Below are 17,545 nucleotides of genomic sequence, written 5' to 3'. Positions count from 1 at the left end.
TTGGGCACCGCGCAAACCAACCCATCCACCGGATTGCTACGCAACGTCTTTTTCGTACAAGACCTTACGTTCACAGGTTTAAACCCGGTCAAGCCAGGGCATTATCCAGCAGAACCTGTGCCGCTGCCTTTGCATCTCGCGCAGGATCGCAGCTTTTTACCAGAACGGCCGTTACGATTGCGCCCTCTTGCAAGAGCAGCAGCTGGCATCCCAATGCATCGGGATTACGTGCGCCTGCCTTGCGGGCCAAATCGGTGAGAAACTCGAGCATCAGATGCTTGTGTTCGGCTGCCTGCGCATGGATTGGGTGATCTTGTTCCTGATACTCTGCGCCCGCTTTGATGAACATGCATCCGCGAAAGCTGTCCTCCTGGAACCATTCGCCCAGCGCATCGAAACTGGCGATCAACCGTTCGGCAGGCGTATCGGCAAGTGCATCAATCCGTGACATGAACCATTCGCGAAAATTATCGTTTCGCAGCCGCAGCGCCGCCAGGATCAGCTCTTCCTTGGTACGGAAATGTTTGTACATCGACGTTTTCGACACGCCCGTCTCTACCACTAACTTGTCCATGCCGGTGGCGTGAAATCCGTCACGATAAAAGACCTGCAATGCCTTGCGGACCAGCTCGTCACGTTTGTTCGGGCGCATCTGTCAGCTCCTGTATGTACTGATCGGTACATAATACACTGCAGCGATGGCTGCAACAGACACAACCTAACCTGCTGTTTTCACTTACTCTCCTTAGGAGACGAAAAATGTTAGTTCAAATAAATCCAACTCAACACTTGAAAAAGGTTACCGATCTGTACACATTCACGGCACAGTGTACCGATCAGTAAATTTAGGAGCGAACATATGAGACCCCGCACCAGACCTCTCTCGCACCAGTACATCCCCCTTCTTTTGACCATCGCCTTGATGGCGGCTTCTCTGACCTGAAAGACCCGCGCATGAACCGTCCTCCGCTGCCCCCGTTCACCCTGGAAACCGCAACGCAAAAAGTGCGATTGGCAGAAAACGCCTGGAACAGCCGTGATGCGGATGTCGTGACCCCGGCCTATACCGAAGACAGCCAGTGGAGAAATCGGGCAGAATTCCTAAGCGGCCATGCAGACATCCATGCCTTTCTGACACGCAAGTGGCACAAGGAACTGGACTATCGGTTGACCAAAGAGTTGTGGGCCTATTCCGGTGACCGCATTGCGGTTCGTTATGCTTATGAATGGCGTGACGACAGCGGCCAGTGGTTCCGGTCTTATGGCAACGAAAACTGGCAATTTGCCGAAGATGGTCGAATGGCCGAACGGCACGCGTCGCTGAACGACCTGCCGATTGCGGAAACCGAACGTCTGTTTTTCTGGCCGCAAGGCCCCCGTCCCGACGATCACCCCAGCCTGTCCGATCTGGGACTTTGAAAGGAATACTCATGCCCCGCGCCTTTTCCGAACTGACCTTCACACCTGCCGTCCGAGCCCATCAGGAACGGATGGGATCTGCCAAGACCTATGCCAAATTCATCGAAAGTGGCCCGCAGCAAGGTCATGAAATCGGCGAGCCTGAAAAGGCCTTTATCGAAGCGCGGGATGGGTTCTATCAATCCACCGTGTCCGAAACGGGTTGGCCATATGTGCAATACCGTGGCGGACCGACCGGGTTTCTCAAAGTTCTGGGACCGCAGACAATCGGTTATGCCGACTTTTCGGGCAACAAACAGTATATCTCGCGTGGTAACCTGGATGGTAATGACCGGATTGCAATGATCCTGATGGATTACGCCAATCGGCGGCGACTGAAAATTCTTGGCCGGGTCGCGTTCACCGAGGGCGAAGATGCCTCAACCAGCCTTTATCCTGACGGTGCCGATGCCCCGGCTGAACGCGCCGTCATCATCCGGGTCGAAGCGCTGGACTGGAACTGCCCGCGCCACATCACGCCCCGCTTTACCGAGGCGGAGCTTCGTCCACATCTGAACTCGCTAGGGCAGCAATTGGCGCAACTTCAGGCCGAAAACGACAGGTTGAAGCAAGAGCTGGCAAAACGGCCCTGACCCAACAGCGCATGATGAACCTCTCGAACCAGGACTTTACCCATGTCGCGATTTTCATTGAATATGGCCGGTTTCATTCTTGTAGGCATCGCGCTGACCACGGCCGCAGTGTCGCTTGCGTTCTTCGCCTCCCCCGAGGCCGTCAGATCGCCGCCGCCGGATACCTACAACTCTCTCTTGCTAGAAATGTTTGCGAACAGGTGACGCCGACACGCGGGTTGCAAAAAGAAAATCCGCGATACCCCTTGACCTTCCCGTGACTGGAACCCCCATTTGGAGGGCAGATCAGACATCGGGACGAGTCACATGGCTACACCGCAAACAACACAATTCAAAATCTCGGGCATGTCCTGCGCCTCCTGCGTGGGGCGTGTAGAAGCCGCGTTACAATCGGTGCCAGAAGTGACCGATGCCTCGGTCAACTTCGCGACCGAAACGGCGCAGGTCACACATACCGGGCCGATCAACGCACTGACTGACGCCCTGAGCAACGCCGGGTATCCGGCGGCCAGCAAGCAGACGACCCTGAAAATTGGCGGGATGACCTGCGCCTCGTGCGTGGCAAAGATCGAAAAAGCGCTGACTGCTGATCCTGCGGTCGTCGACGCACAAGTTAACCTTGCGACCGAAACCGCCGTGGTCACGTTTATCGATGGTGCCACCGATCCGCAAAAGCTGGCCAGTTTGTCTGAGGCAGTCGGATACCCTGCGCGCGTGGCAGACAGCATGACGGCTGACCAAACAGACCACACGAAATCCGACGAAGCGCATGCGCTGACCCGCGCGACGATCTTCGCAGCGGTATTGACTCTGCCTGTATTCATTCTGGAAATGGGCGGGCATATGATCCCAGCCTTCCATCATTGGGTCCAGGTCACGATCGGCACGCAAACCAGCCACCTCATCCAGTTCGCACTGACCTCAGCCATACTGTTTGGCCCGGGGCGCGCGTTCTATACCAAAGGGATCCCGTCACTGATGCGCGGATCGCCCGATATGAATGCACTGGTCGCTTTGGGAACGGGGGCCGCCTATTTGTTTTCCGTCACCGCAACCTTCGCCCCGCAGATCCTGCCGCAGGGTAGCGCCAATGTGTATTTCGAGGCCGCCTCGGTCATCGTGGTTCTCATACTGCTGGGCCGGGTCATGGAAGCGCGCGCCAAAGGCCGGACCGGGGCCGCAATCCGCAAGCTGGTCGGGTTGCAGCCCAAAACGGCACGGGTCGAACAGGACGGGAACTTCATAGACAGGCCCATCGCTGACATAACAGTAGGCGATACCCTGCAGATCCGCCCGGGCGAACGGGTTCCCGTGGATGCCGAGGTTCTGGACGGCACCTCTTATGTGGATGAAAGCATGATCACCGGCGAACCGGTGCCGGTGGGCAAGTCGCCATCGGATCAGGTCGTTGGCGGTACGGTGAATGGCACCGGAGCGCTGCGGGTGCGCGCGACGCGCGTTGGTGCCGACACGGTGCTGGCGCAGGTCATCCACATGGTCGAACAGGCGCAGGGGGCGAAGCTACCGATCCAAGGGCTGGTCGACCGTATTACTGCGCGATTTGTGCCCATTGTGATGGCCGTGGCGCTGCTGACGATCGCCATTTGGTTGTTCGTCGGCCCGGAACCGGCTTTGCCTTTGGCGCTGGTCGCCGGCGTCTCGGTTCTGATTATCGCCTGCCCCTGCGCCATGGGCCTTGCGACACCAACCTCAATCATGGTCGGCACCGGCCGCGCGGCAGAATTGGGCGTGCTGTTCCGCAAAGGCGATGCGTTGCAGCAGTTGCAGCAAGCCAAGGTGGTCGCGCTGGACAAGACCGGGACACTCACGCTGGGCCGGCCGGAACTGGAGAGCGTTACGACCGCAAACGGCTTTGACCGCGACAGTGTTCTGCGTTTGGCGGCCGCCGTAGAGGCACGGTCAGAGCATCCCGTTGCCACTGCCATCACTCGTGCCGGACCATCTGAATTGCCTGAGGTATCCGAATTTGACTCGCTCACAGGGCTGGGTGTTCGGGCTGTGGTCGAGGGGCATAAGCTGCTGATCGGTTCGGCCAGATTGATGGAGCAGAACGACATAACCGTTAGAGACCTGATGGCCGAGGCCAACCAGCGCGCCGAAGAAGGCGCAACCCCTTTGTTTGTAGCCATCGACGGCCAGGCCGCTGCAATGCTTGCGGTCGCGGACCCGATCAAGCCCGGCACTGTGCAGGCGCTTGGGCGGTTGCACGAAATGGGGCTAACTTTGGCGATGGTGACAGGCGACAACGCCCGGACGGCGCAGGCGCTGGCGGACAAGCTGGGCATTGATCATGTCACAGCCGAAGTGCTGCCCGATGGTAAGCTTGCCGCGATCAATGCGCTGCGCGACACGTTTGGTGCACTGGCCTTTGTCGGGGATGGCATCAACGATGCCCCGGCACTGGCTTCGGCGGATATCGGCATCGCCATCGGAACCGGCACAGACGTAGCGATTGAAACTGCGGATGTCGTGCTGATGTCGGGTGATCTGCGCGGTGTCGCAAACGCGGTCGAGATCAGCCGCAGAACCATGCGCAACATCAAGCAGAACCTAGGCTGGGCGTTTGGTTACAACATCCTGCTTATCCCGGTTGCTGCGGGAGTTCTTTACCCGTTTGGCGGCCACCTTCTGTCCCCGGCCCTTGCCGCAGGGGCCATGGCATTGTCCAGCGTCTTTGTCGTCTCGAATGCGCTGCGCCTGCGACGCGTCCGCGCCAGCCTGCCTGACGCCCCGCAAGACCATTCAACACAAACGGTGACCTCATGAATATCGGCGATGTTTCAAACCAGACAGGTCTGCCCGCAAAAACAATTCGGTACTATGAAGATATCGGCTTGGTGAAACCGCTACGCGATGACAACGGATACCGCAGATTTCGCAGTCAGGACGTGCACAAACTGACTTTTTTGGGCCGCGCCCGCGCCTTGGGTTTCACGATCGAGGATTGCCGCACATTGATGGCGCTTTATGAGGATGAAACCCGTGCCAGTGCCGATGTCAAAAAAGTCGCGCGCGCGCATATGGTCCAGATCGAAGCAAAGATCGCGGATCTGGAAGCCATGCGGGACACTCTCAGCCATCTGATCGACGCTTGCGCAGGCGACGATCGGCCCGATTGCCCGATCCTGCAGGATTTGGGCGGCAAATCGTGACGCGGGGTTGCCCTTTGGACTCAGCTTTGCTTTGTCTCTGCTGAACAATCCGGCCCGCCGAAAAAGACGGACACCGGACAGCAGAGAGGATCTCCAAATGGCAAAAGTCGCGTTTCTGGGTCTAGGTGTCATGGGCTATCCCATGGCCGGTCACTTGCAGGCCGCCGGGCATGAAGTCACCGTGTATAATCGCACCGCCGCCAAGGCAGAGGCCTGGGTCGCCCAACATGGTGGCGCAATGGCGGCCACACCGCGCGAGGCCGCTCAGGGTGCGGAATTTGTCATGGCCTGCGTTGGTAATGACGACGACCTGCGGATGGTCTGTACAGGTGAAGACGGCGCGTTCAGCGGCATGTCCGACGGCGCGATCTTTATCGATCACACCACTGTTTCCGCCATGGTGACGCGCGAGCTGTACCAAGCTGGACAAACGCAAGGTATTGCTTTTGTGGACGCTCCGATCTCGGGCGGTCAGGCAGGGGCAGAAAATGCGGTTCTGTCGATTATGTGCGGTGGGGATCAGGCGGCGTATGACGCGGCTGAACCGATTATGCAGGTCTATTCCAAGATATGCCGTCGTATCGGCGACAGCGGTGCAGGTCAGATGACCAAGATGTGCAACCAGATCGCTATTGCCGGTCTGGTGCAGGGCCTCAGCGAAGCGCTGCACTTTGCCGAGAAGGCGGGCCTTGATGGCCGCGCAGTCGTTGAAGTTATCAGTCAGGGCGCGGCAGGCAGTTGGCAGATGGCAAACCGATATGAGACAATGCTGGATGACCATTTCGAACATGGGTTTGCGGTGGACTGGATGCGTAAGGATCTTGGCATCTGTCTGGATACGGCCAATGAAACGGGGGCTTCACTGCCTGTGACCGCTCTGGTCGATCAGTTTTACAAGGACGTTCAGAAACTGGGCGGCGGACGCTGGGACACATCCTCGCTGATCAAACGCCTGCGCGCGCTGGATTAAAGGACCGTCGCACTGATGACCGAGTTGACCGAATTCTGGGCCCACGCCCTGCGCATCCATTGGGGGCTTGAGGCCAAACTGAACCGGCTGGACGGCGAATATGACCTCAACTTTCTGGTCAGGGCCACCAATGGTCAGGACTACGTACTGAAAGTCATGCGCGCGGGTTGCGAGGCAGAGTTCATTGACCTGCAGATCAAGGCGCTGAAACACATCGCTGCCGAGGCACCGGGACTGCCCTTTCCCAGTGTTTTTCCGGATATCAACGGTACGCTGCTCCCGGAAATCTCTGATCAGGATGGGCAGCCGCGACTGGTTTGGTTGCTCGAATGCCTGCCTGGCCAATGCTATGCCAAGGCAGCGCCGAAATCCGAGGAACTGATCCTGAAACTGGGCCGCGTTCTAGGCGCAACCGACCGGGCACTGGAACAGTTTACTCACGACGGGTTACACCGCGCGGATTTCAAATGGGACCTGACACAGGCGGGCTGGATTTCGGACAAGTTGGATGCCATTGCCGACCCTGCGCGGCAGGCGATGTTGTCAGAGATTTGCGTTGAATTCGATGCGATCTCGGGCTCTCTGGCGGGCCTGCCGAAGCAAGCGATCCACAATGATGCCAACGACTACAACATATTGGTCGACGGTGAACTGGGTCAGCGGCAAACCGTCTCTGGCTTGATCGACCTGGGCGACATGTGCGCCGCACCGCGTATCTGCGATCTGGCGATTGCCGGGGCGTATATCGTCCTGGATCACCCAAAACCCGAGCGGGCATTGACGGCGTTGGTCCGCGGCTATCACGCCGCCAATCGTCTGCGTGCTGACGAGGTCGATCTGATCTGGCCGCTGCTGCGGATGCGGCTGGCCGTGTCCGTGATAAACTCGACCCTGATGGCGGCGGACAATCCGGACGACCCTTATGTGACCATCAGTCAGGCCCCTTCATGGCGCTTCCTAGAGAACGATACGGTGAATGGCGGCTTGATGCCCGCCCGGCTGCGCGCCGCCTGCGGGTTGCCGGTGACCGACGGGGCCGAACGTATCCACGCCTATCTGTCCGAACATCGCGGTCAATTCGCCCAGATGTTCGAACAGGACCTGAGCGATGTTCCGATGGGATCGCTGTCGGTCGAAAATTCAACATGGCCACAGAACCCGTTCCTCATGCCGCTAGACGAAGCCGCGCGCGTGGGTGAAGAGTTCGAAGAAGGTCTTTGGCTGGGCTACTACAACGAACCCCGCCTAATCTATGCCGAGCCAGCGTTTCGCAAAGGGCCGTGGAAGGCGTCTGACAGGCGAACGGTGCATTTGGCCGTGGACGTATTCGCCCCAGCCGGAACCGTGCTGCATGCCCCCATGAGCGGCCGGGTCGAAGCAGTCGAAAACCGCGATACGCATCTGGATTATGGCGGCGTCGTGATCCTGCATCATGAAACACCCGAGGGCGATCCATTCTATACACTCTACGGTCATCTCGACCCCGAAGTCTGCGACCGACTGAAACCGGGCGATCCTGTGGCGCAGGGCGCGGCTTTTGCGCGATTGGGGGATGCTACGCAAAACGGCGGCTGGGCTCCGCATGTGCACTTTCAACTGGCCCTGACAACCAATGGCATGCAAAACGACTGGCCCGGCGTTGGTGATCCTGACGAAATGGAGCTGTGGCACGCCGTCTGTCCAAATCCGGCAGCGTTGTTGAATCTGCCGGACGACAAGGTGTTCTATCGCCCGACCGACAAGCAAGCGATCCTGCAAGGTCGGCATGACCATTTCGGCGGCAACCTATCCTTGACCTATGACGACCCGGTCATGCTGGTCCGCGGTTGGAAACATCACCTGTTCGACGAATGGGGGCGCCCCTATCTGGACGCCTATAACAACGTCCCCCATGTGGGTCACGCTCATCCGCGCATTCAAGTGGTCGCGGCAGATCAGCTTAAGCGGATGAATTCGAACACTCGCTACCTGCACCCGGCGCAGACAGCCTTCGCTGACAAAATCCTGTCCAAGCTACCGGATCATTTCGAGGTGTGCTTTTTCGTCAACTCGGGCACCGAGGCCAACGAGCTGGCCTTGCGTCTGGCGCGCGCGCATACCGGGGCCAAAGGCATCGTAACGCCTGACCACGGGTACCACGGCAATACGAATGCGGCGGTGGCGATCTCTGCCTACAAGTTCAACAAACCGGGAGGAAATGGTCAGGCCGATTGGGTCGAGTTGGTGGAAGTCGCGGACGACTATCGTGGCTCGTTCAAGCGTGATGATCCTGATCGGGCACAGAAGTTTGCCGATCTGATTGACCCGGCAATTGCTGCGTTGTTGGACCGAGGCCAAGGGTTGGCTGGCTTCATCGCCGAGACCTTCCCCTCGGTTGGCGGCCAGATCATCCCACCCAAAGGGTATCTGCCAGCCGTTTACGACAAAATCCGTGCGGCCGGCGGGGTTTGTATTGCTGATGAGGTGCAGACCGGGCTGGGGCGTCTGGGCCAATACTACTTCGGCTTTGAACACCAAGGCGCGCTGCCGGATATCGTTGTCATGGGGAAACCCATCGGCAACGGCCATCCGCTGGGCGTACTGGTCACTACCAAAGCCATCGCCGACAGTTTCAACAACGGCATCGAGTTCTTTTCGACTTTTGGCGGCTCCACCCTGTCCTGCCGGATCGGCAAAGAGGTGCTGGACATCGTCGATGACGAAGGCTTGCAAGATAACGCCCGTGTCATGGGTGGGCAGCTGATGGATGGGCTCCGTCAGATCGAGGCTGATTTCGCCTGTGTCGGTGACGTGCGCGGTATGGGCTTGTTTCTGGGCGTGGAACTGATCAATCCGGACGGATCCGAAGGCACCGAAATCTGCAATTATATCAAAAACCGGATGCGCGATCACCGTATCCTGATCGGCAGCGAAGGACCCAAGGACAACATCCTGAAAATTCGCCCGCCTTTGACGATTGAGGCTGAAGATGTCGACATGATCCTAGGGGCTTTACGCGAGGTCCTATCCGAGGTCGGCGATTACGCCCCCACCTCGGTCTGCGATCATGACCACCACCACGCGGGCTGTGGGTGTTGCTGAAACAAAAAACCCCGGCTCTGACAGGCCGGGGTTTTGAAGTCGCCAGCCGCTTAGTGCAGCATGGCCGAGGGGGTTTTGTGCCCGGTTGTTGGCAAGGGCACTGACGCGGTCATCCGGCGCAGCACCATACCCATCTCTTCGGACAGTGACGCCAGTGCCGGGGCAAAGTCTGGTCGAACGATCAGCGTTGCCATCATCATCGCGTCTTCACGCGCCCCTTCCGAGGCGGCAGCGATCATCTGGGCAAAACAGTTTTCGTCTGCACCAAGGCAGGAACAGCCAAGCCCATGCCGCACCAACGGACGGCGGCTGTGGTGGGCACACAGCCCGCACAGCCGATCCAGCGTCATCATCGCCGCCCGCCCCTGATCCAGACCAAGCGCAATTTCGAAATCGCTTGCAGCATCCGCACGGGCCTCGGGACTTTCGCTCCATAATCGCAGATACATCACAGCACCGGCTTCGATTGGGCTAAGGTCGGACAGACGCCCAACCGCAGCGCCACCGCGAGAGGAATGCGTGCTCATTTCGTCAGGATCAGCTTGCCGGCGCGTGTGATACGCAAGGTATAAAGTTGATCGCCCAGTTCGATATGGGCCAGGTTGCCACCCTTGGTCAGATCTTCGGCCTTATGTGCCGGAAGCATGGACACCGCATAGGACTGGCTGGGATTCGGGGTCTGCACATTCATCAGGACAACTCCAGTAGGTTCTCGGGCAAAGGGCCTTAATTTGTTCGCGCTTTCAACAACTTGGCTGACCCGAACTGGGTTGGCTGAGGGGGTCTTTCCGTTAATCTGATTAATTTAGTCAGGTATGTCAACCCTATTCGATGGAAACCGCGAATGTGGGGTGATTGCGCAAGGATTTCATGCAGGTTAGGTCTGGCTCACACGCATTAACCGACGGGGAAACCGATGACGGCAACAATCATGTTCGACCTGGACGGAACGCTGGTGGACAGTCTTCCGGACATTGCAGCGGCCGCCAACCGGACATTGCTGGATATCGGCATCGCCCCGTTGCCGGAAAGCACGATCAAACAATTTGTGGGCAACGGCCTGCCAAAACTGGTCGAACGCATGATCCGCCATCACGACCTGCCGATCGAACAGCATAGCGAATTGACCGAACTCACACTCGCCCATTACTCTGCCGCCTCCAGCGACAAAACAATCCCTTACCCAGGCGTCCCGCAAGCTCTGACGCAACTGCGCGAATTGGGCTGCGTTCTGGGCGTATGCACAAACAAACCTGAGGCGCCCGCACGTCATATTCTGGACGCACTGGATCTGGCGCATCACTTCGAAACAGTGTTTGGCGGCGACACACTACCCGTTCGCAAACCAGACCCCGCGCACCTTGAGGCAAGCTTCAACGCGGTCGCCAACGCTGGACCCCGGCTCTATGTCGGAGACAGCGAAGTGGATGCCGAAACTGCGCGTCGTGCAAACGTGCCCTTTCTTTTGTTTTCGGAAGGCTACCGAAAAACTCCGGTGGAAGAGATCCCACACAGGTTCAGCTATGATGACGCGCACAAACTACCCGCACTCGTCCTGGAGGCATTGCAGGGATAGCGGAGAAATTTGCTGGCAGGGGGATTTGGGAAGGCGGTTGAGGGGCCGGCCGAGGGGGTAAGTAGCCAGCCCCTCATCGGGGAAAAGTGGTATTGTCCGCAGTAATTCTTTGGATGCATTAACCCTAACGAATCGACCTGCATTCAGAAATTGGGGGTTTCCCGTAGGCAGAGATAACTAATTGAATTTTCATCCATTTTTATGACAAAAAAATGCCAAATAACCGAAAATGCACATTTTGGCACGCGTCTGAACCCAAGAATCATCCATCTGGCCGGCGAAAACTCTACTCCATGCGCTGCCTGCCAAGAAAAATTGGACAGACCTTCCTTGGAAAACAATCCTCGTCCGCAGGCCGATCAGGGTGACGCTGGATTGCGCCAAATTCAGCAATGGGTTTTCGATAAACTGAAAAAACGGTGTGTTCTTCGGGTCCGGTGAGATTGCGAGCCGGCAGAACGCTTCAAGCTTGAATTGCTCGCCATCAACGCTGCTGGCTTCGGCCCAGTTCAGACCAGGCCGTGCAAGGTTTGTCTTGCGATCCATATGGCTGCGGCGATTTTTGATTTTGAACGTCAAAGAGCCTCGTTCGGTCGCCTGCCAGTTGGTTCAGGCGCAAGCCGCGATCTGTACCATGAACTCAACTCGCAACCTTCAGGGTGCTTCGTTGCACGAGATCCTTGTAGAGCTCGCGTGTCCAATCGACCGTGAATGCGAGTTGGTTAATAAACATCATCACTATCAGACTGCTCACACACTACCATTGCCAAAACGCAAAATAACAGACGCGAACACTATGGGCTCATTACGGACCTCGGTGCCTTTTCAGCGCAGGCTCCTGCCTCGCCGACAGCTGATCACGCAGACGGCCCAATCCGGTCCTCCGCTGCTTTTTCTATACTGCGCTGCAACCTCGCCAAAGCGGCCCATCAAAGGCCGCCTCCTTGAGCAGGATCCGCGATTCTTTCTTGATCAGGAAGTTTGACGACGACGAGCTTCCTCTACATCCCAGAAAGCCCAGCATTGGTATTCAATAGAAATTGGCGGAAAATTGGGCTGCTAGCCGCCCCAATGCCGCGAGCGTTTTCCCCAACCGCAGCGACCTCAACGACCGGAGGAATCAAGCCGCGTTTGTCTTGATTGACTAAGTAACGGCGAACCCTAGACACCAGTTCTTCCCGAACCTCAGGCGGGAACGCGCCATCGATGAAAATGGCCTCAAAGTCGATGACAGCACAGATTGAAAGAGCGGCCTTAGCTAATTCTTGCGCCGTGGTGCCAATCCACGGCTCGACATAGCGAGAAATGCTGCTCCAGTCCTGCGGCTTCTCCCATAGAATCCCCGGGTCGACACCCGCTTCGATCAATCGGTCCTCGAGCAAAAACAGCGACCCCGTGTCGATCAGTTGTTGGCTTTCACCCAAAGGACCGGTCGTGCGCATGGCGCCCAATGCACCGGCATTGCCTTGGTTGCCTTCGAACACGGTGCCGTTCAATGCAACACCGCCGCCGATCATTGAGCCAATAAAAAAGTAGAAGTAGTCACGGTATTCTGCCCCACGTCCATAGAGATGCTCTGCGTGACAGGCGGCTGTCGCGTCGTTGACCACAAAAACCGGCAAATCGCTGAACTTGGCGACCTCGGAAAAGAAATTCACGTTTCTCCAAGACCTAAATTTTTTTGCAGCAAGCCCAGACAGATCGTGCCATTTCCAAAGTTCAAATGGAGTCCCGATCCCGATCCCACAAACACGATCACGAAGCCTCTGAGGCTCGTGGGACAGAAGCGTTTCCAAACCAGACTCCAAAAAACCGAAAATGACTTCTGGTAGCGGATAGTCATAAGTCGTGGAAAGTTGGCGGCGCGGCGTGCCAGTAAAGTCGATCAAGAGCAGATCGGCGCTACGCCGCCCGATCTTCATCCCAACCGACAAGATGCCTTCCGGGTTTAATTCCATAGGGGTTGAGGGCTTTCCAACCTTCCCGCGCAGTGGAGTACCACGCTTGAGAATCGCGTCCTTTTCTAGCTTGCGCAGAATGATTGATACAGTCTGAGGAGACAAGCCCGTTAATCGCGCGACGTCGGCGCCTGCGGCGGGCCCATGCCGTTGTAAAACTGTCAAAATCAGACGCTCGTTGTGATCGCGAACCCCGCTTTGACTTACCCCACCGGTCAGTGTGTTGAGCGCTTCTCTCTCCATAAGCCTGAACATAAACACCTTGTTTTCTTATGAAAAGGTACTCCAGTAAATTAATAAATAAACTTTATTTATTTATTGACAGAAAGACTAGAATCACAGTTTCTTGAAATAGACCTTCATTGGAGGATGAGGGCGAGTCTCGTTGGCCTGCCATGCGGGGCATCAACAATTTTCTGGGAGGACTACATGAAAAATCTATTCAAGATTGCCGCATCTGCTACCGCGCTTACGGTAGCTGCTGCATCTGCTCACGCAGCCGAAGAAACCGTTTGTCTGATCACGAAGACAGATACCAATCCATTCTTTGTAAAGATGAAGGAAGGCGCAACGGCCAAGGCCGAAGAGCTTGGCATGACCTTGAAGGCCTTTGCCGGTAAAATCGACGGCGACCATGAAACTCAAGTTCAGGCCATTGAAACTTGTATTCTCGACGGCGCAAAGGGAATTCTCCTGACGGCCTCGGACACAAGCTCGATTGTCCCCGCTGTTCAGCAGGCGCGTGACGCTGGCCTGTTGGTTATCGCTCTGGACACGCCGCTAAGCCCGATTGATTCCGCTGACGCAACCTTTGCGACAGACAACTACAAAGCTGGCCTGTTGATCGGACAATGGGCGAAGGCAAAGATGGGCGACGCAGTGGCTGACGCCAAAATTGCGACGCTTGATCTGAACGTCAGTCAGCCAACCGTGGACGTTCTTCGCAATCAGGGCTTCCTCGACGGCTTCGGTGTGGACCTGGCAGACCCCAATGTCATCGGCGATGAATCTGATGCTCGATTGGTCGGCAGTGACGTGACCGACGGCAACGAAGAAGGTGGGCGCCGTGCCATGGAAAACCTTCTGGCCAAGGACTCGACGATCAACGTGGTTCACACGATCAACGAGCCGGCGGCGGCAGGTGCCTATGAGGCATTGAAATCTATTGGACGTGAAAACGATGTGCTGATCGTTTCGGTCGACGGTGGCTGCCCCGGTGTACAAAATGTGCAGGCCGGAGTTATTGGTGCCACAAGCCAGCAGTATCCGCTTTTGATGGCTTCGCTTGGCGTCGAGGCTATCAAAAAGTGGGCTGAAGAAGGCGTAAAGCCTGAAAACACGCCCGGAAAAGACTTCTACGATACCGGAGTCGCGCTCATCACGGACCAACCTGTTGATGGCGTGGATTCGATCTCGGTCGCCGAAGGCTTAGAACTCTGCTGGGGCTAAAAAGACCTAATGAATGAGGCGCATGAGAGCGCCTCATCACTCCTTTCACCAGCAAACCGAAACTTCCTGTACACTGATCTCGTGGGCGTTACGCCGCCCGCGAAAAGGGGGAGATATGTCCGAAGCAAACCAAAGCGCCCAGGAATTTGAATCCGCTGCTAGCAGAACAGAAACTGTTGCGGCTTTTGAGGACCATCGGCGTGGCGTTCTGGGGAAGTTGCAGCATCTTCTTCACGTCAATCCATCCTTTGTGCCTCTTATTGTCTTAGTCAGTGCAATGTTGATTTTTGGCCTGCTTCTGGGCTCAAAGTTCTTCTCTCCGTTCGCAATGACTTTGATCCTTCAACAGGTCCAGATTGTGGGCATCGTGGCTGCCGCGCAAAGCCTTGTTATTCTGACGGCCGGAATTGATCTGAGCGTCGGTGCGATCATGGTTTTTTCTTCCGTCATCATGGGGCAGTTTACGTTTCGGTACGGTATTCCAGTGCCAATTGCCGTTATGTGCGGGCTTGCAGTCGGAACTTTGATCGGAGCCCTTAACGGGTGGCTTGTCAGCCGAGTTAAGCTCCCGCCATTTATCGTCACGCTTGGAATGTGGCAAATCGTTCTGGCTACAAACTTCCTGTATTCTGCGAACGAAACCATTCGCAGTCAGGATATTGAGGCAAACGCGCCGTTCCTTCAGTTTTTTGGAACCAAGTTCAGCATTGGTGGAGCGACCTTTACAGTTGGCGTCGTTTTCATGCTCGTCCTGATTTTTGTGTTGGCATATGCACTCAAACACACGGCCTGGGGGCGGCATGTCTATGCGGTCGGAGACGATCCAGAGGCTGCCGAGCTCTCCGGTGTCAACGTCCACAGAACTCTGATGTCCGTCTACATGCTGTCCGGATTGATCTGCGCCTTTGCGGGCTGGGCTTTGATTGGGCGCATCGGGTCGGTCTCGCCGACCTCCGGCCAATTGGCCAACATTGAAAGTATCACCGCGGTTGTGATCGGGGGCATCTCATTGTTCGGCGGGCGAGGATCCATTCTGGGATCGTTGTTCGGAGCTCTGATCGTTGGCGTGTTTACTCTGGGGCTGAGGCTTCTGGGCGCAGATGCACAGTGGACCTTCCTGTTGATCGGTCTTCTCATCATCGCAGCGGTCGCAGTCGACCAGTGGATCAGAAAGGTATCGGGCTAATGTCAGACACAACTCCAGTCGTCCAAGGGCGCAGGATCGTGAAGCGATATGGCCACGTCACCGCCATCGACCATTCCGACTTTGAACTGCGACAAGGAGAAATCCTTGCAGTTATCGGGGACAACGGTGCGGGTAAATCTTCCATCGTCAAGGCGATTTGCGGGGCCACCATCCCGGATGAGGGCGAGATTCTGATCGAAGGGAAGAAGGTAAACTTTAGCTCTCCAATCGACGCCCGCAATATGGGTATCGAAATCGTCTATCAGCAGCTTGCCATGTCTCCTGCCCTTTCAATTGCGGACAACATGTTCATGGGGCGCGAGATCCGCAAAAAGGGTTTCATGGGCAAATACATGCGTCAGCTCGACCGGCCAGCTATGGAGAAGTTCGCCCGCGAAAAATTAACCGAGCTTGGCCTGATGACCGTGCAGTCGATCAACCAGGCGATAGAGACGTTGTCCGGCGGCCAGCGCCAAGGCGTTGCCGTTGCGCGCGCAGCCGCCTTTGCGACCAAGTTTATCATCATGGACGAGCCCACAGCAGCTTTGGGCGTGAAAGAGAGCCGCAAGGTGCTTGAACTCATCCAAGACGTACGCGCACGTGGCATTCCAATCATCCTGATCAGTCACAACATGCCACATGTCTTCGAAGTCGCGGATCGCATCCATGTGCATCGGCTGGGCAAAAGGCTCTGCACCATTGATCCCAAGGATTACACGATGTCCGACGCCGTGGCCTTTATGACCGGCGCCAAAGAACCACCAAAAGAAGACGCCGCGTGATCGAGCAGGACGCAAAGCGCGTGTGCGACCTGATCTCCTCCCGGAGGCAGGTTGGGGTTCGGACGATTGTCGCAATCGCCGGCCCCCCTGCATCCGGAAAGTCGAATCTGGCAGAAACCGTTGTGCAAACGCTGAACGCACAACAATGTTCTGCGGTTCCGTTAGCCTCGCTGGTACCCATGGACGGCTATCATCTGGACAATCGCGTACTTGAGTCGCGTGGTCTGCTAGCGAGAAAAGGCGCGCCTGAAACCTTCGACGGATTTGGGTTTTGCAATGCAATCAGAGGACTGCAGTCTACACAACAAGAGTCCTTTCACCCCAAATTCGACCGCCAAATGGATCTGGCCATTGCCAACGCGATTGCTGTTCACCCAGAAACTCCGACTATAGTCGTTGAGGGAAACTACCTTCTGATGAAAAGCGACCCGTGGAGAAAATTGTCGGATGTCTATGCCGCAACGGTTTTTATCAGTCCGACTTTGGAGGAGATTGAAAGGAGGCTGCAAAACCGCTGGATCAAGCATGGGTTTGACCCAAAAGCCGCCCTGCAACGCGCGACAAATATCGATCTGCCGAATGCTGAACTTGTCTTCAGAGAAAGCAAAAAAGCCGACCTGACATTGAACTAGAATTACACCGAATTCGGTATGCGTTACGCGTTTTGATCAGACACAACCGACGCAAAAGCGATCTGCTGGTACTAACGCTTTCCTTTCTTAGGTCAGCGGGATTTGGACAAGCCAAACACCCCTGGCCGTCAGGGTGAGGGCGCAGCCCTCCCCCTCGGGCAACCCTAATAGACAGGGCCGTGTCCTCGGCTGCGCCTCCGGTCCGCACCACCCCTGTCGAATAGCATTGCCTCGCCCCCTCCCGCGTTCGCCACGTGGCAGATCAGCAGAAAAAGGCAGCTTCGCTGTCTGATCTGCAAATCAGCCCTGATTTTCCAAAAGGGAAGCCAGATCAAACGAAATTCTCTGCGGGAGTATTAAAATGGGAAACTTGAGTCAGTTTAAGACGCGAAGGCCAAAATCAATTGATGTCCAACATCGGGGGTGCCTTCCGATGTCAAACATTCACTACTTTTCTGGTCCAACTGTGACGGTTGGGTCAGGTTCGTGTGACGTTCAACAGGAAATGTGGAACGTCACTTATTTCTGACTCAATTGACTCGCAAAACCTCAACAAATGGGTAATTTGCGTCATTCAATTCTGACCCAAACGTCAAACATTTCTGACCCAACAAAGACAGCAGCATTTCACTAACGCTGCGGCTTAGGTCGGCAGTGAGTACAAAGTGCGAAATGCCGCGATGCTAA

Annotated in this window: 17 protein-coding genes; 12 read left to right on the top strand and 5 right to left on the bottom strand. The window is 56.4% G+C overall.

Annotated features, from left to right (window positions below; genetic code table 11):
• Positions 1 to 88: 88 nt before the first annotated feature.
• Positions 89 to 652 carry a TetR/AcrR family transcriptional regulator gene (locus AC2FJF_RS10740; RefSeq protein WP_496725363.1) on the bottom strand — a complete coding sequence of 188 codons (564 nt, stop codon included), beginning with the start codon at positions 650 to 652 and terminating at the stop codon, positions 89 to 91.
• 302 nt (positions 653 to 954) lie between these two features.
• On the opposite strand from AC2FJF_RS10740, the gene AC2FJF_RS10735 reads away from it, so the two are divergent.
• The 7 genes from AC2FJF_RS10735 to AC2FJF_RS10705 all read left to right on the top strand — a co-directional run bounded on the left by AC2FJF_RS10735 (position 955) and on the right by AC2FJF_RS10705 (position 9,275).
• Positions 955 to 1,419 (top strand): nuclear transport factor 2 family protein, encoded by a 465-nt coding sequence (locus AC2FJF_RS10735; RefSeq protein ID WP_496725361.1) that lies wholly within the window; start codon positions 955 to 957, stop codon positions 1,417 to 1,419.
• Between the two features lie 11 nt (positions 1,420 to 1,430).
• The gene (locus tag AC2FJF_RS10730; protein ID WP_496725359.1) at positions 1,431 to 2,051 is read left to right on the top strand and encodes a pyridoxamine 5'-phosphate oxidase family protein; all 621 of its coding nucleotides are present in this window, start codon (positions 1,431 to 1,433) and stop codon (positions 2,049 to 2,051) included.
• A gap of 42 nt (positions 2,052 to 2,093) precedes the next feature.
• Entirely contained in the window at positions 2,094 to 2,255 is a 162-nt protein-coding gene (locus AC2FJF_RS10725) for a hypothetical protein (protein ID WP_496725357.1), read from the top strand.
• Between the two features lie 102 nt (positions 2,256 to 2,357).
• Positions 2,358 to 4,838, top strand: a complete 2,481-nt coding sequence (locus AC2FJF_RS10720; RefSeq protein WP_496725355.1) for a heavy metal translocating P-type ATPase — start codon at positions 2,358 to 2,360, stop codon at positions 4,836 to 4,838.
• Complete coding sequence (gene cueR, locus AC2FJF_RS10715) at positions 4,835 to 5,224, top strand: Cu(I)-responsive transcriptional regulator (protein ID WP_496725353.1); 390 nt, start codon at positions 4,835 to 4,837, stop codon at positions 5,222 to 5,224. Before AC2FJF_RS10720 ends, cueR begins: the two co-directional genes overlap by 4 nt.
• Positions 5,178 to 6,194: an NAD(P)-dependent oxidoreductase gene (locus AC2FJF_RS10710; protein WP_496725573.1), complete on the top strand. Its 1,017-nt coding sequence runs from the start codon at positions 5,178 to 5,180 to the stop codon at positions 6,192 to 6,194. The genes cueR and AC2FJF_RS10710 overlap by 47 nt, the downstream gene beginning before the upstream one ends.
• Before the next feature lie 15 nt (positions 6,195 to 6,209).
• The gene (locus tag AC2FJF_RS10705; RefSeq protein ID WP_496725351.1) at positions 6,210 to 9,275 is read left to right on the top strand and encodes an aminotransferase class III-fold pyridoxal phosphate-dependent enzyme; all 3,066 of its coding nucleotides are present in this window, start codon (positions 6,210 to 6,212) and stop codon (positions 9,273 to 9,275) included.
• Between the two features lie 50 nt (positions 9,276 to 9,325).
• On the opposite strand, the gene AC2FJF_RS10700 is transcribed toward AC2FJF_RS10705, so the two are convergent.
• Complete coding sequence (locus AC2FJF_RS10700) at positions 9,326 to 9,802, bottom strand: hypothetical protein (protein ID WP_496725349.1); 477 nt, start codon at positions 9,800 to 9,802, stop codon at positions 9,326 to 9,328.
• Positions 9,799 to 9,966, bottom strand: a complete 168-nt coding sequence (hemP, locus tag AC2FJF_RS10695; RefSeq protein WP_081894606.1) for a hemin uptake protein HemP — start codon at positions 9,964 to 9,966, stop codon at positions 9,799 to 9,801. Before hemP ends, AC2FJF_RS10700 begins: the two co-directional genes overlap by 4 nt.
• A gap of 225 nt (positions 9,967 to 10,191) precedes the next feature.
• On the opposite strand from hemP, the gene gph reads away from it, so the two are divergent.
• A complete protein-coding gene (gene gph, locus AC2FJF_RS10690; protein ID WP_496725347.1) occupies positions 10,192 to 10,851 on the top strand; it encodes a phosphoglycolate phosphatase in 660 nt (219 codons plus the stop codon).
• A 189-nt stretch (positions 10,852 to 11,040) separates the two neighbouring features.
• Here gph and AC2FJF_RS10685 read toward each other — a convergent pair whose 3' ends face one another.
• Both AC2FJF_RS10685 and AC2FJF_RS10680 read right to left on the bottom strand, forming a co-directional pair.
• Entirely contained in the window at positions 11,041 to 11,430 is a 390-nt protein-coding gene (locus AC2FJF_RS10685) for a hypothetical protein (protein ID WP_496725345.1), read from the bottom strand.
• A 422-nt stretch (positions 11,431 to 11,852) separates the two neighbouring features.
• Positions 11,853 to 13,052, bottom strand: a complete 1,200-nt coding sequence (locus AC2FJF_RS10680) for an ROK family transcriptional regulator (protein ID WP_496725343.1) — start codon at positions 13,050 to 13,052, stop codon at positions 11,853 to 11,855.
• A 186-nt stretch (positions 13,053 to 13,238) separates the two neighbouring features.
• Between AC2FJF_RS10680 and AC2FJF_RS10675 the strand changes: the two genes are divergently transcribed.
• The 4 genes from AC2FJF_RS10675 (at position 13,239) to AC2FJF_RS10660 (ending at position 16,858) form a co-directional block, all read left to right on the top strand.
• The gene (locus tag AC2FJF_RS10675; protein WP_496725341.1) at positions 13,239 to 14,258 is read left to right on the top strand and encodes a sugar ABC transporter substrate-binding protein; all 1,020 of its coding nucleotides are present in this window, start codon (positions 13,239 to 13,241) and stop codon (positions 14,256 to 14,258) included.
• 115 nt (positions 14,259 to 14,373) lie between these two features.
• The gene (locus AC2FJF_RS10670; RefSeq protein ID WP_496725339.1) at positions 14,374 to 15,444 is read left to right on the top strand and encodes an ABC transporter permease; all 1,071 of its coding nucleotides are present in this window, start codon (positions 14,374 to 14,376) and stop codon (positions 15,442 to 15,444) included.
• Complete coding sequence (locus tag AC2FJF_RS10665) at positions 15,444 to 16,226, top strand: ATP-binding cassette domain-containing protein (protein ID WP_496725337.1); 783 nt, start codon at positions 15,444 to 15,446, stop codon at positions 16,224 to 16,226. Before AC2FJF_RS10670 ends, AC2FJF_RS10665 begins: the two co-directional genes overlap by 1 nt.
• Before the next feature lie 122 nt (positions 16,227 to 16,348).
• Complete coding sequence (locus AC2FJF_RS10660; RefSeq protein WP_496725335.1) at positions 16,349 to 16,858, top strand: nucleoside/nucleotide kinase family protein; 510 nt, start codon at positions 16,349 to 16,351, stop codon at positions 16,856 to 16,858.
• The last annotated feature ends 687 nt before the right edge of the window (positions 16,859 to 17,545 follow it).

Source organism: Ruegeria sp. CDSB013 (assembly GCF_059611165.1).
Note: the sequence above shows the minus strand (reverse complement) of the source record. Positions and strands in the feature narration are given on the sequence as shown.